This window comes from Stenotrophomonas sp. BR163, assembly GCF_047520985.2.
In the GTDB taxonomy this organism is placed as follows: domain Bacteria; phylum Pseudomonadota; class Gammaproteobacteria; order Xanthomonadales; family Xanthomonadaceae; genus Stenotrophomonas; species Stenotrophomonas sepilia.
This window is the reverse complement of the sequence record NZ_JAXBRE020000002.1, coordinates 16,800-34,192: the sequence shown is the minus strand read 5'-3', so window position 1 is coordinate 34,192 and position 17,393 is coordinate 16,800. Positions and strand designations below refer to the sequence as shown.

Annotated in this window: 15 protein-coding genes; 8 read left to right on the top strand and 7 right to left on the bottom strand. The window is 67.8% G+C overall.

All coding sequences use genetic code 11. The features are described 5' to 3' along the window. Window positions 1–134 precede the first annotated feature (134 nt). From ACM0PY_RS01500 to ACM0PY_RS01470, 7 genes are read left to right on the top strand one after another with little or no spacing between them, the layout of a single operon-like run. On the top strand, window positions 135–1,331 hold the full coding sequence (locus ACM0PY_RS01500; RefSeq protein WP_180886177.1) for an MFS transporter: 1,197 nt from the start codon (window positions 135–137) through the stop codon (window positions 1,329–1,331). Then, window positions 1,328–2,521 carry an isochorismate synthase gene (locus ACM0PY_RS01495; RefSeq protein WP_180886175.1) on the top strand — a complete coding sequence of 398 codons (1,194 nt, stop codon included), beginning with the start codon at window positions 1,328–1,330 and terminating at the stop codon, window positions 2,519–2,521. Before ACM0PY_RS01500 ends, ACM0PY_RS01495 begins: the two co-directional genes overlap by 4 nt. Then, window positions 2,518–4,170, top strand: a complete 1,653-nt coding sequence (locus ACM0PY_RS01490) for a (2,3-dihydroxybenzoyl)adenylate synthase (protein ID WP_414609414.1) — start codon at window positions 2,518–2,520, stop codon at window positions 4,168–4,170. Before ACM0PY_RS01495 ends, ACM0PY_RS01490 begins: the two co-directional genes overlap by 4 nt. Continuing rightward, complete coding sequence (locus ACM0PY_RS01485) at window positions 4,170–4,802, top strand: isochorismatase family protein (protein WP_049465418.1); 633 nt, start codon at window positions 4,170–4,172, stop codon at window positions 4,800–4,802. The genes ACM0PY_RS01490 and ACM0PY_RS01485 overlap by 1 nt, the downstream gene beginning before the upstream one ends. Continuing rightward, the gene (locus ACM0PY_RS01480; protein WP_019659922.1) at window positions 4,802–5,059 is read left to right on the top strand and encodes a phosphopantetheine-binding protein; all 258 of its coding nucleotides are present in this window, start codon (window positions 4,802–4,804) and stop codon (window positions 5,057–5,059) included. The genes ACM0PY_RS01485 and ACM0PY_RS01480 overlap by 1 nt, the downstream gene beginning before the upstream one ends. Beyond that, on the top strand, window positions 5,056–8,925 hold the full coding sequence (locus tag ACM0PY_RS01475) for an enterobactin synthase subunit F (RefSeq protein WP_180886171.1): 3,870 nt from the start codon (window positions 5,056–5,058) through the stop codon (window positions 8,923–8,925). The genes ACM0PY_RS01480 and ACM0PY_RS01475 overlap by 4 nt, the downstream gene beginning before the upstream one ends. Window positions 8,926–8,936: 11 nt before the next feature. Next, complete coding sequence (locus ACM0PY_RS01470; protein ID WP_180886169.1) at window positions 8,937–9,695, top strand: 2,3-dihydro-2,3-dihydroxybenzoate dehydrogenase; 759 nt, start codon at window positions 8,937–8,939, stop codon at window positions 9,693–9,695. Between the two features lie 101 nt (window positions 9,696–9,796). Here ACM0PY_RS01470 and ACM0PY_RS01465 read toward each other — a convergent pair whose 3' ends face one another. The 5 genes from ACM0PY_RS01465 to ACM0PY_RS01445 all read right to left on the bottom strand — a co-directional run bounded on the left by ACM0PY_RS01465 (window position 9,797) and on the right by ACM0PY_RS01445 (window position 14,437). After that, window positions 9,797–10,261 (bottom strand): YrhA family protein, encoded by a 465-nt coding sequence (locus ACM0PY_RS01465; RefSeq protein ID WP_134971896.1) that lies wholly within the window; start codon window positions 10,259–10,261, stop codon window positions 9,797–9,799. A 245-nt stretch (window positions 10,262–10,506) separates the two neighbouring features. Next, complete coding sequence (locus ACM0PY_RS01460; RefSeq protein ID WP_180886167.1) at window positions 10,507–10,884, bottom strand: DUF2894 domain-containing protein; 378 nt, start codon at window positions 10,882–10,884, stop codon at window positions 10,507–10,509. After that, entirely contained in the window at window positions 10,874–11,512 is a 639-nt protein-coding gene (locus tag ACM0PY_RS01455; RefSeq protein ID WP_005409939.1) for an OmpA family protein, read from the bottom strand. The genes ACM0PY_RS01460 and ACM0PY_RS01455 overlap by 11 nt, the downstream gene beginning before the upstream one ends. Then, on the bottom strand, window positions 11,509–13,773 hold the full coding sequence (locus tag ACM0PY_RS01450; protein ID WP_180886165.1) for a DUF802 domain-containing protein: 2,265 nt from the start codon (window positions 13,771–13,773) through the stop codon (window positions 11,509–11,511). The genes ACM0PY_RS01455 and ACM0PY_RS01450 overlap by 4 nt, the downstream gene beginning before the upstream one ends. Window positions 13,774–13,783: 10 nt before the next feature. Then, on the bottom strand, window positions 13,784–14,437 hold the full coding sequence (locus ACM0PY_RS01445; RefSeq protein WP_180886163.1) for a DUF3348 family protein: 654 nt from the start codon (window positions 14,435–14,437) through the stop codon (window positions 13,784–13,786). 146 nt (window positions 14,438–14,583) lie between these two features. Between ACM0PY_RS01445 and ACM0PY_RS01440 the strand changes: the two genes are divergently transcribed. Further along, the gene (locus ACM0PY_RS01440) at window positions 14,584–15,180 is read left to right on the top strand and encodes a M14 family metallopeptidase (RefSeq protein ID WP_414609415.1); all 597 of its coding nucleotides are present in this window, start codon (window positions 14,584–14,586) and stop codon (window positions 15,178–15,180) included. Here ACM0PY_RS01440 and ACM0PY_RS01435 read toward each other — a convergent pair. Beyond that, window positions 15,084–16,895: a phosphoethanolamine--lipid A transferase gene (locus ACM0PY_RS01435; protein ID WP_180886161.1), complete on the bottom strand. Its 1,812-nt coding sequence runs from the start codon at window positions 16,893–16,895 to the stop codon at window positions 15,084–15,086. The two genes, ACM0PY_RS01440 and ACM0PY_RS01435, sit on opposite strands and share 97 nt — an antisense overlap. Window positions 16,896–16,968: 73 nt before the next feature. Further along, a complete protein-coding gene (locus ACM0PY_RS01430; RefSeq protein WP_134972032.1) occupies window positions 16,969–17,355 on the bottom strand; it encodes a diacylglycerol kinase in 387 nt (128 codons plus the stop codon). Between the last annotated feature and the right edge of the window lie 38 nt (window positions 17,356–17,393).

Sequence of the window (17,393 nt, the reverse complement as noted above, 5' to 3'; positions counted from 1 at the left end):
TCAAGAGAATGGGTATCAAATGCAAATACGAGCCGTTATCATTTAAGGGCGGCATCTGGCCCTTAGCAGGGTCGGTGCCGGGTGGGGCGCGCAGGCGCGTCCGGCCAATCCTTCCCTGTTACGGCTGGTGTTTCATGCACGCACGTCCCGTCGTTCCCGGCTTGCCGGCGCTGGTGTTGGCTGCCCTGATCGGCACCATGGCGATGATGTCCTTCGTCGCCGTGATCGGCCCGGTGGTCCGCATGCTCGGTTTGTCCGAGTGGCATGCCGGGCTGTCAGTCACCGCCGCAGGCGTGTTGTGGATGCTGGCCGCGCGCCCCTGGGGCCAGCTCAGCGACCGCATCGGCCGCAAGCGTGTGCTGATGCTGGCGATGAGTGCCTACACCGTGGTCTACATCGCGCTGGCGGTGTTCATCGACGTGGCCCTGCAGGCGGTGCCGCCGGTGCTGGTGTCAGTGCTGGTGCTGGTCGCTGCGCGCGGCCTGATCGGCCTTTTCTACGCCGCCGTGCCTCCTACCGCAGCCGCGCTGATCGCCGACAAGGCGCCGACCGGTCGACGTGCGAAGTTCCTCGCCCGCCTGGGCAGCGCCAATGCGCTGGGCATGGTGCTCGGGCCGGCTGCTGCCGGCTGGCTTGCCTATACCAACCTTTCGCTGGCGCTGTACGTGGCCGCGTTGCTGCCGTTGCTGGCACTGGCATTGCTGGCCTGGCGGCTGCCAGCGACGCCGCCGGTGGTAGGTGCTTCCCTGCAGCGCCGCGCGGCGATGAGCCGCCTCGACCCGCGCCTGCGCCTGCCGCAGCTGGCGGCGTTCATTGCGATGGTATCGGTCACCATCGCGCAGGTCACCGTCGGCTTTTTCGCGATTGACCGGCTGGGACTGGATGCGGCCGCGGGCGCACGCATGGCCGGCATTGCACTCACCGCCGTTGGCGTCGGCCTGATCCTGGCGCAGGCGCTGGTGATGAAGCTGGAGGTCCATCCACGCCGCTGGATCGTCCTCGGCGCGCTGATTTCTGGCATTGGCTTTGCTTCGGTGGCGGGCGTGCAGCAGGGCTGGCAGTTGCCGGCGGCGTACGCGCTTGCCGCGCTCGGCATGGGCTTCGTGTTCCCCTCGTTTCAGGCGCTGGCCGCCGACGCGGTGGAAGCGCATGAGCAGGGCGCTTCGGCAGGCACGGTCGCTGCCGCGCAGGGGCTGGGCATGGTGGCCGGGCCGATGCTCGGCACGCTGTTGTATCGCGGCGGGCCCAGCCTGCCATACCTGCTGGTCGGCGCGTTGCTGCTGTTGCTGTGCGCGCTGGCTGCAGCGCATCGGATGAAGGAGACCCCGTGAACGATTCCCTGATGCAGGGTGCGTGGCCGGAGGCGGCGCCCGCGCCGCAGGAGAGCAGCGAAGACGCGTCGCTGTTCCTGCTGCAGCACGCTGGCCAGCACGTGCACGCACGCGGTTGCCGCGCCACGCTGCCGGCCGGTGCGCTGGCGACGTTGGCGGAACGCGTTTCGGTGTTCTTTGCCCAGCAGCGCGGCGGCCCGGGCCTGCTGGTTGGCGCGGTGCCGTTCGAGCCGCGTGCCGACGACGCGCTTTTCCAGCCCGAGCGCCTGCTGCCTGCACTGCCATTGCAGCCGCAGGCCGCACCGCCGATGGACGGCGCCCTGCTGGCCGAGCCTGTGCCGCAGGACTATGCCGCTGCAGTCGCTGCGGCAGTGCAGGCCTTGCGTGCGCCCGAGCAGAACCTGCACAAGGTGGTGCTGGCGCGCAGCCTGCTGGCCCGCACCCGCGAGGCACTGCCTCCGGATGTGCTGCTGGCACGCCTTGGTGCGGATCCCTCGGTGGCAACCTACGCTGTGCCGTTACCGGTGGCGCCGGGTCAGGCGCCAGCCTGGCTGGTGGGGGCAACCCCGGAATTGCTGCTGCGCAAGCGCGGCGCCGAGCTGTTGTCGCACCCGCTGGCGGGCTCCGCGCGGCGCAGCACCGATGCTGCCGAGGACGAGCAGGCCGCGCAGGCGCTGCTGGCCTCGACCAAGGACCACGACGAGCACCGCCATGTGGTCGAGGCCATCGTCGACGGCCTGGCGCCGTACTGCAGCCACATCGATGCACAGCCGCGGCCGGCGCTGCATGCCACCGCCAGCATGTGGCATCTGGGTACCCGCATCCATGCCACCCTGAAGGATCCGCAGACATCGGCGGCCGCGCTGCTGGCGCAGCTGCATCCCACGCCGGCGGTCTGCGGTACGCCGCGGTTGGCGGCGCTGCAGCGCATACGCGAACTGGAACCGGTACCGCGCGGCTTCTATGCCGGCGCCGTGGGCTGGTTGGACGCGCAGGGTGACGGCGACTGGTATGTGGCAATCCGCTGCGCACGCCTGCAGGGAATGCAGCTGCGCCTGTTCGCCGGCGCCGGCATCGTTGCCGACTCGCAGCCCGAGGCCGAGGTGGCCGAGACCGCTGCGAAGTTCGCTGCCCTGCTGAATGCGTTGGGTGTCCATGAATCCGCGCCTGCGATCGAGCCTGCCGCATGACTGCCTCCACTGACGCTTCCCACCTGCCACTGCAGCAGGTGTGGCCGGATGACCTGATGGCGCGCTATCGCGAGGCCGGTCATTGGCGTGGCGAGACCTTTCCGGCGTTCCTGCGCGAACGTGCAGAACGCTATGCCGATGACATCGCGGTGGTCGCTGGCGACGTGCGCCTGAGCTATGCGCAGCTGTGGCACGAGGCCGGGCGGATCGGTGCAGGCCTGCTGGCGCTCGGCCTGCAGCCTGGCGAACGGGTGCTGGTGCAGCTGGGCAACACCGCAGGCTTCATCACCACGGTCTGCGGCCTGTTCCGGGCCGGCCTGGTGCCGGTGTACGCGCTGCCGGCGCACCGCATCACCGAGCTGGCGCACTTCGCCAACAAGGCCGAAGCCAGTGCCTACATCACCACGGCACCGCACGATGGCTTCGATCATCGCGGGCTGGCGCGGGCACTACAGGCCGAGGCCCCGGCAGTGCGCCATGTGGTGATCGACGGCGATGCGGCGGAGTTCATCGCGCTGGAGGCGCTGCAGGGTGACCGCAGCCAGCTGCCGCCCGATCCGGACCCGCAGTCGGTGGCGTTCCTGCAGATTTCCGGTGGGAGCACCGGGCTGTCCAAGCTGATTCCACGCACGCATGACGACTACATCTATTCGTTCCGTGCCAGCAATGAAATCTGCGGCATCGACCGCGACAGCGTCTACCTGGTCGCGCTGCCGGCCGCCCACAATTTCCCGATGAGCTCGCCCGGCTTCTTCGGCGCGTTGTATGCCGGTGCCCGCGTGGTGCTCAGCCCCGGCCCCGGGCCGGATGCGGCCTTCCCGCTGATCGCCCGCGAAAAGGTGACCTGCTGCGGCCTGGTGCCGCCGCTGGCGCTGCTGTGGGCGCAGGCCGCCGCCACCAGCAAGTATGACCTGTCGAGCCTGCAGGTACTGCAGGTGGGCGGTGCCAAACTGGTGCCGGAAGCCGCACGGCGGGTGATCGACGGCCTTGGCTGCACGCTGCAGCAGGTGTTCGGCATGGCCGAAGGCCTGGTCAACTACACGCGGCTGGATGATCCGGAGGACCTGATCGTGGCTTGCCAGGGCCGGCCGATCAGTCCGGACGACGAAGTGCGCGTGGTCGATGACCATGACCAGCCGGTGGCCGAAGGCGAGGTGGGGCATCTGCTCACCCGTGGCCCGTACACCATCCGTGGCTACCACAACGATGCGGTGGCCAATGCGCGCTCGTTCACCGACGACGGCTTCTACCGTACCGGTGACCGCGTGCAGCAGCTGCCCGGAGGCTACCTGGTGGTACAGGGGCGTGCGGGTGACCACATCAACCGGGCGGGCGAGAAAATCTCTGCTGAAGAGATCGAGGACCACTTGCTGGCACATCCCGGCGTGTTCGATGCGGCCGTGGTCTCGATTGCCGACGAGTACCTGGGCGAGCGCAGCTGCGCCTTTGTGATCCCGCAGGGCGAACCGTTCAAGGCGCCGGCACTGAAGGCCTGGATGCGCGGGCGCGGCCTGGCGGCGTTCAAGGTGCCCGACCAGATCGTGTTCGTCGACAGTTTCAATACCACGGCGGTCGGCAAGATCAGCCGCCGCGAATTGCGCGCGCAGCTGCGTTCGCGTCATCTGCAACAGACAGGAGGAACGCGCTGATGGCGCTGCCCCGTATCACCGACTATCCCTTGCCGACCGCCGCCGAACTACCGCAGGCGCGTGGCCCGTGGCGCCCGCAGCGCGATCGTGTGGCTTTGCTGGTGCACGACATGCAACGCTACTTCCTGGCGGCATTCGACGCCGGCAGCACGCCCTTGCGGCCGGCGGTGGACAACATCGTGCGCCTGCTGGCGCACTGCCGCGCGCAGGGCATTCCGGTGTTCTACACCGCCCAGCATGGCGACCAGGACCGGCGTGATCGTGGCCTGCAGGCCGACCTTTGGGGACCGGGCATGCGTCGCAGCGCCGATCATGAGCCGATCATCGAGGCGCTGGCGCCGCAGCCGGGCGAGCATGTGCTGGTCAAGCATCGCTATAGCGCCTTCCAGCGCAGCAACCTGGAGACGCTGATGCGGGTACGTGGGCGTGACCAGCTGCTGGTGACCGGCGTGTACGCCCATATCGGCTGTACCGCGACCGTCGTCGAGGCCTTCCAGCGTGACATCGAGGCCTTCATCGCCGCCGATGCGGTGGCGGACTTCTCGCGTGCCGATCACGATCAGGCGCTGCACTGGATCGCGCGCACCTGTGGTGTGCCGATGACCACCGATCAGCTGCTGGAGGTGCTGTGATGGCTGCCATGGGTGAGGCGCTGGATCTGGAGCGGATGCGCGCCGACGTGGCGCGCGTGCTGGAGTGCACGCCGGCCGAGATCGGTGACGACGACAACCTGATCGACCTGGATCTGGACTCGATGCGCATGCTCGGCCTGGTCCTGGCCTGGGGCAACACTGGCCTGCCGCTGGAGTTCTCGCAGTTGGCCGAGCACACCACGCTGCGCCAGTGGTGGGGTGTGGTGCAGCAACTGCAGGCCGCGCAGAACGCATGAACGCCGCAGCGCTGGCCACGCCGGTGGCGTTGACCGAGGCCCAGGCGGGGCTGTGGTTCGCACAGCGGCTGGCACCGGACAATCCGTCATTCAATACCGCGCACGCGGTATGGATCGACGGCCCGCTGGACGTGGCCGCGTTCGTCGCAGCCGCAGACCAGGCTGCGCGCGAGGCCGAGGCTTTCGCATTGCGCTTTGCCGAAGGGGCCGATGGCCAGCCACTACAGTGGCATGACCCGGCACACGTGCCGTTGCTTTCGGTGCGCGATGTTTCTACCGAGGCGGATCCCGCCGCTGCGGCACGCAACCTGATGCACGCCGACCGGCTGAGCCCGGTCGATCCCGCCCGCGACCGGATCAGCCAGCAGGTACTGTTCGATCTGGGTGGCCTGCGCTGGGTCTGGTACCTGCGCGTGCATCATCTGGCGGCCGATGGCTACGGCATGGCGCTGTTCACTGATCGGGTGTGCGCGTTGTATGCCGGTCGTACCGGTGAGTCACTGCCGGGGCTGGCGGGCGTGCTGGCCGATGATGCCGCGTTTCGTGCCGATCCGCGCCGCGTGCAGGCCGGGCAGTGGTGGCGTGAGCACATGCAGGGCGCACCGGCAGGTGCAGGCCTGGCCGGCACGCTCGCGGCCAGTGACGACGCGCTGCGCTGGGTGCAGCCGCTCGATGCGGCATTGCGTGAGCAGTTGCTGCAGGCATCGGTGCGTTGGCTGCAGCCCTGGCCGGATGTGCTGGCCGCGTTGTCGGCCGAGTACCTGCGGCGGATGAGTGGCGCCGATGAAGTGGTGCTGGGCATGCCCTACATGGGGCGGTTGGGCAACGCGTCGGCGCGGGTGCCGGCGATGGTGATGAATGTGTTGCCGCTGCGCGTGGCGGCCGGCGAGGGTAGCGTCGAAGCCTATACCCGCAGCCTGGGCCGGCAGCTCAGCCAGGGCCGCAAACACGGCCGTTACCGGGGCGAGCAGCTGCGCCGGGACCTGGGCCTGGTCGGCGCGCAGCAGCGCCTGCACGGCCCGCTGGTGAATGTGCAGCCGTTCTACAAGGCGCTGGCGCTGCCCGGCGTGCAGGCGACGCTGGAGGTGCTGTGCACCGGGCCGGTGGATGACCTGACGCTAGGCTTCCGTGGCGATGGCCAGGCGCTGCTGGATCTGGAAATCGAGGCCAATCCCGCGCTGTACAGCCGCGAGGATGTCGAGGCGCACGCGGCGCGGCTGCTGCATTTCGTATCGGCGGCGCTGCAGGCTGACGATATCGCCGCCGTACCCCTGGCGACGCCCATGGAGGCGCAGCAGGTGCTGCAGGGTTTCAACGCCACCGCGCACGCGCTGCCGGAGACGACCCTGGTCGAGCTGCTGCAGCAGGGCATGGATCGGGATCCGCACGCGCCGGCGCTGGTGTTCGGCGACACTACGCTGGACTACGCGACGCTGGAAGCGCGCAGTTTCGCGCTGGCGGCACAGCTGCGGGTGATGGATGTCGGCCCGGGCAGCGTGGTGGCGGTGGCATTGCCGCGCTCGCTGGAGCTGGTGATCGCGCTGGTCGCGGTGCTGCGCGCAGGCGCGGCCTATCTTCCGCTGGACCTTGCCCATCCCGACGAGCGGCTGGCGCGCATCTTCGCCTCGGCGCAGCCGGTGTGCGTTCTGGCTGCGGCGGAGATTTCGGCGTGCACGGCCGGCGTACCGTTGCTCGCGCCGGAGCAGTGGGCCGCGCTGAGCTTCGCTGCGCCCTGGGCCGATCCGGCGCCCAGCGATGCGGCCTATGTGATCTATACCTCCGGTTCGACCGGCGAGCCGAAGGGCGTGGTCATCGAACACCGCGCCATCGTCAACCGCCTGCTGTGGATGCGCGAGCACTACGGCATCCGCGCCGATGACCGCGTGCTGCAGAAGACCCCGGCCACCTTCGATGTGTCGGTCTGGGAGTTCTTCCTGCCGTTGCTGTGCGGGGCAACGCTGGTGATTGCCGGGCCCGATGCGCATCGCGACCCCACTGAACTGGCCCGCTTGATCCGTGGCCATGGCATCACCACGGCGCATTTCGTGCCGTCGATGCTCGATGCCTTCCTCGCTGCACCGGCCTCCGAAGGCCTGCAGCTGCGACGGGTATTCACCAGTGGCGAGGCGCTGGACGCCGCGTTGCGCGACCGCTTCCACGCGCGCATGCACGCCGAGCTGCACAACCTGTATGGCCCGACCGAAGCCGCGGTGGACGTCAGCTACTGGCCGGCGTCGGCGCAGGATCGATCGCGGCCGGTGCCGATCGGCTTCCCGGTCTGGAATACCCGACTTTACGTGCTGGACGCGCGGATGCAGCCGGTGCCGGTCGGTGTGGCCGGTGACCTTTATCTGGGCGGTGTGCAGCTGGCGCGCGGCTATCTCGGTCGCGAGGACCTGACTGCCGAACGCTTCCTTGCCGATCCTTTCTTGGCGGGCGAGCGCATCTACCGCACCGGCGACATAGCGCGCTGGCGCAGCGATGGCGCGGTGGAGTACCTGGGCCGCAGCGACCATCAGGTGAAACTGCGCGGCCTGCGCATCGAGTTGGGTGAGATCGAGGCGGCTTTGCGCGAACTGCTGGGCATGGAGCGGGTGGAAGTGCTGCTGCGCCACGATGCGCCCGGCGACGCGCGTCTGGTGGCGTATGTGCCGACTGCGCTTGCCGATGCCGTGATGCTGCGCAGCCACCTGGCCACGCGTGTGCCGGACTACATGGTGCCCTCGGCGTTTGTCGGCGTGGACCACTGGCCGGTGACTGCCAACGGCAAGCTCGACCGCAACGCGTTGCCGAAACCACCACAACATGAGGTCGTCGGATTGGCGCCGCGCACGCCGTTGGAACAGGAGCTGGCGTCGCTGTTTGCCCAGGCACTCGGGCGAGAAGCGCCGGTGGCGGTGAATGCGGATTTCTTCAGTCTCGGCGGTGACTCGCTGTCGGCGGTGCACCTGCTGCTGGCGATCGAACAGCGCTGGCGCTGCGATCTCGGTCTGGGGGCCTTGTTTGCCCAGCCCACCGTGGCCGCGCTGGCGGTTCGCATTGCCGAGCCACCCGCGCTGGCCGATCATGCACTGGGGCCGGTGATCGCGCTGGCCGCGACCGACGCTGCCGGGCCTACGCCGCTGTTCGTGCTGCACCCGGCCGGCGGCATCGCCTGGAACTACCGCACCCTGGCCCGGGCACTGCAGCCGGCACGCCCGGTGTACGGCCTGCAGTCGCCTGCACTGGACGCACGGCTGCCGCTGCCAAGCAGCATCGAGGCGATGGCCAACGACTACGTACAGCGCGTGGTCGCACTGCAGCCGAAGGGGGCGGTGCATCTGCTGGGCTGGTCGGTGGGTGGCATCCTCGCGCAGTCGATGGCGGTGCGACTGCATGAGATCGGGCGCGAGGTCGGCGAACTGGTACTGCTGGACGCCTATCCCAGCGAGTGCTGGCGGGCCGAGCCGGAACCCGATGCCATCGCTGCATTGCGGGCACTGCTGGCGATTGCCGGTCATGACCCGGATGCGCATCTGGAACTGGACAGCCGTGAACGCATTCTCGCGTTCCTGCGGCGTGGTGGCAGTGCACTGGGCAGTCTGCCGGATGTGGTGCTCGATGGCGTGGTGCGCGCCGTGACCGGCACCAATCGACTGATCCGTGAACATATCCACCGGCCGTTCGATGGCACGCTGGTGCATGTGCGTGCCGGCCGGGATCACCAGGTGCGGCCGCAGTTGCAGTCGGCGTTGTGGCGGACCCACGCGCGCAAGGTGCAGGCGTTGGAACTGCCGTTCCTGCACGCCGAGCTGACCGGCCGCGACGCGGTGGCGCAGCTGGCACCGTGGTTGTCGGCGCGGTTGCGCCAATGGGACGAGCAATAGGAGATCGCAACATGCAGTTGACCGGTTTTGAAGGCCGCGTGGCACTGGTGACCGGTGCCGCCGGGGGCATCGGTGAGGCACTGGTACGGTTGCTGGCCGAGGCCGGTTGCACCGTAGTGGCGACCGATCGCGAGGCGCCGCGCGTGTCAGATACCCGGGTGACGTCGTTTGCACTCGATGTAACCGACAGCGCCGCGGTGGACGCCCTGGTGGACCAGGTCGAGTCCAGCATCGGACCGATCATGTTGGCCGCCAGCGTGGCCGGCGTACTGCATGTGGGCGGTGTCACCGAGACCGGCGACGACGACTGGCGCCGTGTATTCGCGGTCAATGCCGATGGCGTGTTCCATGTCGGTCGTGCGCTGGCGCGGGTGATGTCACCGCGCCGGCAGGGCGCAATCGTTACCGTCAGCTCGAATGCGGCTGGCGTGCCGCGGCACGGCATGGCGGCGTATGCCGCGTCCAAGGCCGCCGCCACGATGTTCACCCGCTGCCTCGGGCTGGAGCTGGCGCCGTTGGGCATCCGCTGCAACATCGTCGCCCCGGGGTCCACGCTGACCCCGATGCAGACCGGCATGTGGCAGGACGAGCACGGCGCCGAACGGGTGATCGTCGGCAGCCTTGAGACCTACAAGGCCGGCATTCCACTGCGCAAACTCGCTACGCCGGAAGACATCGCGCAGTCGGTGATGTTCCTGCTCTCCGAGCAGGCCGGGCACGTAGCGATGAGCGACCTGTACGTGGACGGTGGCGCCACCCTGCGCGGCTGAGGTCCTCAGAGCCGAACCCATGACTCGGCTGATTCAGAAGGCAGCCGGTGTAGCTGTGAATGCCAACCCGGCGTGGCATGGGCATTCTTGAATCTGTTTGTTCAGCAATGCTGTTCGATCAGACCGATGATGTGACCGAGTAGGCCATCTAATGAAGTGAATTCTTCGTAGACATTGTCGAACGCTACTTTGTCACGGACCTGGTACCGGCCTGTTGCGAATTCAAAGACGTAGCAATCCATATCGCTCTCTCCGAGTTCTACATAGCCGCCCATGGATCCCTGGTCGCAAGCGAGAAGGTTCATTTCCACCAAAGCAAGCGCTGACCCGCCATCGCGGTATGAGCGTGAAGTGCTCGAGTAGAGGAAGACTCCTGCTGCCGCCAAGCCATCGTGGCGTGAAAGAAAGCACAGATAGGACTCCGGCAGGGTGATACCTAGCGTAGAAAGCACCAAGCTCTGGAGCGCGTCGACGTCAGAACGTCCAAGTGGAGGGCCAAGGTACATCTCGGCTTCGTTGAGATTCGCGCGGAGCTTGAGAAGTCTGGCTTCTACTGAAGGCTGCATTTGTTGAGATTGAATTCGTGTGCAATGAGGGCAGTCAGACACTGTGGAATTCGTCATTCGACGTCAATGGCAGTCGCCCCAAGCTGTTCAAGTTGGTCAACCATTGACGTGGTTGGCTCGCGGTAGCGATTGGACAGCAGCGCTGCTGGGAGTCGATTGGTGCCAACCAAGGTTGGCTTCTACCAGGAGCGCGGAACAGGATTGTCTGTCCAGGAGCGCCGAACGAGGTCGGCGTCAATGTGCGATCAACTTGCGTTGCGCGGCTTGCGTGTCCGCTTCGGCTTCGCGGTATCTGCACCGCTGGCGGCGCTGTCCTGCAGCGCCTGCAGCCAGGACAAGGTGTCCACATAGTCGATGAAGTGGCGCAGGTAGCCGGGGCTGGTGGCCTGCATCGTGTCGAGCATGCGTTGCACCAGTACCGCCGAGTTCAGCGGGCCGCCATCGGCCGGGGCCTCGGCGCGCAGCGAGCGGCGCACCTGCAGTTCGCTGCGCAGCTCCGACCACTCGCGCTGCACCTGCTGCAGCATCGGCACTTGTGGGTAATACGGCAGCGAGCGCGACCCCGCATTGAGGTCACGCACCAATGCGCGCAGGCCTTCCAGCGCGGGCGGCTTACTTGGCATCCGGGGCCTTGGGCTTGGGAATCGGCGCGATCTCCACGCGACGGTTGCGCGCGCGGCCTTCCTCATTGGCGTTGGAACTGACCGGCTGCTCGCTGCCGAACGCGGCGGCGAACACGGCGTCAGCCGGTACGCCATCGGCGATCAGGGTGCGGGTCACGGTCAGCGAACGCTGCGCGGACAGCTCCCAGTTGTCGGCGAAGCGGCGGTTGCCTTCGCGCACCGGCGCATCATCGGTAAAGCCGCTGACCATCAGGATCTCTTCGCGGCTGCCCAGATAGGCGGCCAGCGGTGCGGCCAGACTGCGCAGCAGCTCCTGGCCTTCCGGCTGCAGCTGGTCGGAGTTCAGCGCGAACAGCACGCTGCCGCTGATGCCGATGCGTCCATCGACCAGGGTCACGCGACCGGCGGCCAGCGGGCCGGCCAGCGCCTGTTCCAGCGTCTGCAGGCGCTTGGCTTCGGCCTGGCGCTGCTTCACTTCCTGGTCCAGCCGCTGCGACAGCTCCAGCTGCACCGCGACCACACCGACCAGTATCAGCACGAACGCACCCAGCAGCACCGACATCAGGTCGCCGAAGGCGGCCCAGATCGGTGCGTGCGAGCCGCCATCGACCTCCAGCTCGTCGCTCATGCGCTACCGGCCTTGCCGCGGCGCGCGGCCAGCTGCTGCAGTTCTTCCATCACCTGCTTCTGCGACAGCAGGCTGAGGTCGACCACCTCGCGCGCCTGTGCTACGTAGTAAGCCAGCTGCTCATCGCTTCGGGCCAGCGAGGCATCCAGTGCACCACCGATCTGTTCCAGGCGGCCGGAAAGCTCGGTGGCGGCACTGCCGAACTGCGCGACCGCTTCACCGAAGGCGCCGGCCAGCTGGCCGACGTCACCCGCGCTGCCGGTAAGTGCTGCCGCAATGCCATCCAGCTTGCCGGTCTCGGCGGCGATATGATCGGTAAAGCGGTTGCCGACACGCTCCAGCAGCTCGGCCGAACCGCCAACCAGTGCGTCCACCGCGGTGCGCTGTTCGTGCGATGCGTGGTTGATCGCATCGAGCAGAGTCTGCACGGTGGCCAGCAGGCGGCCGCGCTCTTCCAGCATCGCGTTGTCGCGCACCAGGCTTTCGGACAGCGTACTGCGCAGCTCGTTGATGACGTCGGCCGCAGCCTTCGGCGCGGCCGCGGCGGTCTGCAGCAGGGTGGACACTTCGGCCAGCGTGGCACTGGCCTGCGCGCGACCGTTCTCGCCGATCTGCTGTGCGGTGGCCGCCAGCGCGTCGCAGACCTGTTGCTGCTGTGCAGCCAGGCGTTCGCCATTGGCCCGCAGGCGCTCGGCCAGCTCGGTGGAAACGTGCTGCAGGGCATCGCTCCAGCGCTGCAGGCGCTGTTCGTCACCGGCCTGCAGTTGCGCCTGCAGGGCGGCGTGGGCCTGCTGCAACTCGGCGCTGACCGCGTCCCAGCGTGCCTGGCGCTGCTGCTCGCGGCTGTCCAGGCTGGCCTGCAGTTGGGCATGCGCAGTCGCGGCGGCGGCCTGGGCGGCCTGCCACTGTTGCGAGCGCTGCTGTTCGTGGTCCTGCAGCAGCGACTGGCTGGCGCTGTGGCGCTGTTCCAGTGCCTGCAGCAGTGCCTGCGCGTGCTCGTCCAGCTGCTGGCCGGCCGCCAGCAGCGCCTGCTGCTGGCGCTCGATCAGCGCGCTGTTCAGTGCCTGCTGCTGCTCGATGGCGGCGCGCCAGGCCTCGGCGTTGCCGTTGGCATCGGCCTGCAGGCGCTCGCCGATACGCGCGACGAATGCTTCGGCGTGCGTGCCCTGGCCATCGCTGAAGGCCTGCAGGTGCTGGCGCAGATCACTCACCAGCGCCTGCTGCGCCTGGGACTGTTCACTCACCACCTTGGCCCAGCTGGCTTCGGTGGCGACCCGGCTGCGTTCGAAACCGTCGCTCAGGCCCGCCAGCTGCTGTTGCACGGCCCGCTCGACACGGGCATGCAACGCTTCGCCATGGTGAGCCAGACCGGCCAGGGTGGTTTCAGCCATCGGCTGCAGCGCGCCACCGATGGCCGCGGCACTGGCTTCGGCACCTTCGCGCAGCGACTGCTGCAGCGACAGGGCCAGGCGTTCCTGCAGCGCCTGGCTCTGCGTCAGGAACTCGGCCTGGCCTGCCAGCAGGCGCTCATTGGCGGCCGCACTGTGCTGTTCAAAGGTGCTGGTCATCGCCTGCAGGCGGTCGACCAGCGCCGGCAGCGCGGCGGACTGTGACTGCAGCAGGCGCAGCGATTCGGCGCGCTGCCAGGCCTGCGAATACGGGTGCAGGTCGCCGGCAATGGCGCGGTCCAGCTGCTGCACGGCCTGCAGGCGGTCGCGGCGCAGCAGCGCGGCCAACAGGCCGAGCATCGCCGAGCTGGCCACGCCGGCGATCGAGGTACCGAAGGCCACCGCCAAGCCCTGCACCGGCGAGGCCAGCGAGCCGCGGATCGCGGTCATGTCGGTCGCGCTCTGCAGGGCCAGTCCGGTGCCGCGCAGGGTATCCATCATGCCCAGCAGGGTGCCGAGCATGCCGAGCAGCACCAGCAGCCCGACCAGGTACGGGGTCAGCACCGGCGCGGGCAGGGCAGTGCGCTCGCCTTCCACGCGCAGGCGCACGGCGTTGCGCAGGCCCATCGGCACGCGCTCCAGCCAGGGGGCCAGGCCTTCCTTTGCGCTGGACAGGTCGTTCAGTGCGGCGCGCAGGCCGTTGCTGGCCTGGCGGTAGCGGTACAGCTCCACGCCGCCGGCGATGTAGCAGGCCGCGATGATTGCCGCCACCGCTGCACCCAGCGGATGCACCGAAACGTAGCCAATGCCGATCCAGCACACGGCCAGCAGGCCGACAAGGAAAACAACGACATGGAGAGCAGTTCTGGACATGGTGTTCCGGTCAGTGGGAGCGCAGGGCGTCTTGCAGCCCTTCGATCGGGTGGAAGCGCAGCTGCAGCTCGGCGAGCAGCAGCGTGCGCATGTCATGGCGGAAGGCCGCGCGCCAGCCGGGCTGGCCATGCACGCGTTCAAAACGGGCGCCGAGCACCGCCGGCGCGGTGGCCAGCAGGCTGTGTTCGCGCGGGGTGAGTGTCTGTTCCATCACCGCATCAACCTCGGCCAGTCGCGCCAGCTCCGGCGAGACCTGTACCAGCTGGTCGCGCAGGCGGCCGCGCAGGCGCCCGGTGGCGGTCTGGATGGCCTGCTGCAGCACCCGGTAGCGCTGGCGCAGCGAAGCGAAGTTGGGTGCGGCAGCGGCCTCGGCCAGGTCCAGCAGGCGCTCGGCCTCGGCGTCCTCGCGGATCGAGGCCAGCAGGCTGGCATGGGCCTGGGCGCAGTCGGCCAGTACATCCTCGGCCCCCTCGGCAGCTTCGCCGGGCTCGGGCAGGCGTCCGCCCAACGCGCCGGACAGGGCCACGGCACGGCTCCAGTCCACCCACTGGCCGAGGCGATCGGTCAGGGCGGGACTGCTGGCCGGCATCGCGCCGTCGCTGAGACGGGCGAGCAGGCGGAAGAACTCCGGTCCACCCAGGACCGGCTGCGCTGCGTTCGCCATCAAGGGGTGAGGGGCCAAAAACCGTTGATTTTACAACCAGATGACCCCGGCTGGATGAAGGCGGGGCCTGGGTGGCGGTACCCGCAGGCGCGACAAGGCTTAGAATGTCCGGCTGCATCCACCCGTTCGACCCCTGGAGTACCCCCATGACTGTTGCGCAGTTCTACCCGATCGGCACCCCCGGACAGCCCTGGGGCGACGCGGAACGCGCACAGTGGCGGGCCCGCCAGCAGCGCCAGCGCAGCTACCACGATGACGTGGTGGCCGCCCTTGAGCGCCTGGACGACAGCGTTTTCGACGTGATCCAGTACGGCCAGCTGGACTATGCACCGGACCATTACCCGCTGTTCGCCGTGGTCAACCACGACTGGAACCCGACGCTGCCGACCGCGCTGATCACCGGCGGCGTGCATGGCTACGAAACCAGCGGCGTGCACGGCGCCCTGCAGTTCCTGGAACAGCAGGCCGAGTTCCAGAAGGCCCTGATTGCCGCAGTGGCGCCCATCACCCACATCGCCCCGGCCGATGCCGACGGCAACCTGGTCGGCCTGCCGCTGCAGTCGCCGGGCGTGGTCTGGGGCGAGTCGCGTTCGATCGGCGCCTGCGCCGGCTTCACCGACGCACGCTTTGCCACCACCACCGAGGTCTACCCGGACAGCCCGCGCACCAACCCGCAGGAATGCAACGACGCCCAGGTGGCGGCGGTGTGTGCGGGCCTGGATTTCGCCCTGGCGGCGCAGTAGCGCGCCACGTTGCGGGCGGTGACCGGCATCAGCCGGTGCCGCTTCTTCGCCGGCGTGGCGGCCACAGCCGGCGAACCCGACGGGCGGCATCCGGCAAACACATCCAGATTACGCTGGTACACCGTGCTGCTGACCCCGAACAGGCCCAGCAGCGAGTGGAAGATGTTGTCGTGGCTGTGCGCCCGGTGCAGCGCATTCCCACGCAGGCAGGCCATGTCCAGGCCCGCGTTGCGGCCGAAGTCCGATGAGAACCACATCACCATCGGCACCTGGGTCTGTTCGCGCGGGGCGATGAAGTAGGGCGTACCATGCAGGTACATGCCGCGTTCGCCGAGCGACTCGCCGTGGTCGGACACATAGATCAGCGCAACGTCGCGCCGGTCCGAATAGCCTTGCAGCAGGTCGATGGTCTCCGCCAGCACCCGGTCGGTATGCACCAGGGTGTTGTCATAGGTGTTGACCAGCGCCTCGTTGCTGCAATGCTGGATCTGGTTGCTGTCGCAGGTCGGGCTGAAGGCCCGCGAGGCAGCCGGATAGCGCTCGAAGTAGGTCGGGCCGTGGCTGCCCAGCTGATGCAGCACGACCAGGCCGTCGCCGTTGATCGCGTCGATGCGTGTGCCAAGCTGGTGCAGCAGCACGTCGTCGTAGCAGGTGCCGTCGGTGTTGACGCACTGGCCCGCCACCTTCAGCGCAGGCATGTCCTCGGTCGGCACGCGCTCGCACACGCCCTTGCAGCCGCCATTGTTGTTGTTGCGCCAGAGCACGCTGACGCCGGTACGCTGCAGGATGTCGAGCACGTTCTCCTCGGTCGCCGCGCGAACGTTGTCGTATTGCTGGCGGGTCATCTGCGAGAACATGCACGGCACCGAGATGGCCGTTGCGGTTCCGCACGAGGAGACATCACTGAAGCTGATGACGCCTTCCGTGCGTGAGAGCCGGGGATTGGTTGCGCGTGGGTAGCCGTTGAGCTGGAAGTTCTGTGACCGCGCGGTCTCGCCGACGACCATGACCACCAGCTTCGGGCGCGGGCCGGGTATGCGCCGCGCGTCCGTGCCGATCGGGCGCAGCGGTTGCTGGCGGGTGCTATGGAGGCTTTTCAGGTAACCGTGGGTATGGCGCATTACGTTCAACGGCAGTACCTGGTCGCGGATGTAGCGGTTATTGCGCAGCAGTGAGGAGTAGTCCTTGTAGAACGCAAAGCCGATCACCAGCAGCATTACCAGTGACGCCAGAACGTTGGCCGGCCACACCAGCAGCGACCGTATCGAACCCGCTCCGCTGGCGGTGCGCACCAGGGCAAGCCCTGCAGCGGGCATCGCGCCCAGCGCCAGCAGGGTCAACAGCAGCGGCAGCGAGAGATAGGCGTTCAGTTCGGCCTGATTGGTCTCGAACACGTTCTGCACCATGCTGCGATCGATCAGCACGTTGTAGTGCAGCATGAAATAGCTGCAGGCGGCGCTGGTGACGATGAGTACGGCCAGCAGCGGCCTGCGCACGAAGGGTAGTGCCAGCAATGGCGTCAGCAGCAGATTGAACAGGCAGAACAACACCAGCGGCAGGCTGGCCAGGAACAGGATGCTGCGCACACCGTTGAGATCGGTCAGTTCCCACAGCGACTTCCAGAGGGCGATGTTTCCAATCGTGGTGAAGAAAAACGCTGCGGCCCAGACCAGGATGATCGGATGGGGCCGTGGAAAACGGAGGCATTGACGCACGAGCAGGGTCCGCGGAACAGGAGTGCGCGCAGTATCGAAACGGCCTTATCAGGAAGTTGTCAGGATTGCCGGCCTAGCCCAGCAGGATCACGCCCCACACCGCGCCGACCATCAACAACGCGGTGGTCTGTGCGGCGCTGCCCATGTCCTTGGCGTTCTTCGACAGCGGGTGCTGCTCCAGCGAGATGCGATCAACCACGGCCTCGATTGCCGAGTTGAGCAGTTCCACCAGCAGGCTGATGAAGCAGACCGCCAGCACCAACGCGCGCTCGGTTGTACTGATGTCCAGCACGAACGCCGCAGTGATCAACAGCGCGTGCAGCAGCAGCAGTTGGCGAAAGGCCGCCTCGCCGCGGAAGGTGGCGATGAAACCATCGCGCGAATGGATGAGGGTGTGGAAGATGCGGCTCAGGCCGCTCTTGCCGTGCGGGTACTTGCCGCTGTCCTTGGGGGGCTGCATGCCGTTTCCGCCGTGAAGTGAGCAATCCCCAGCATGTG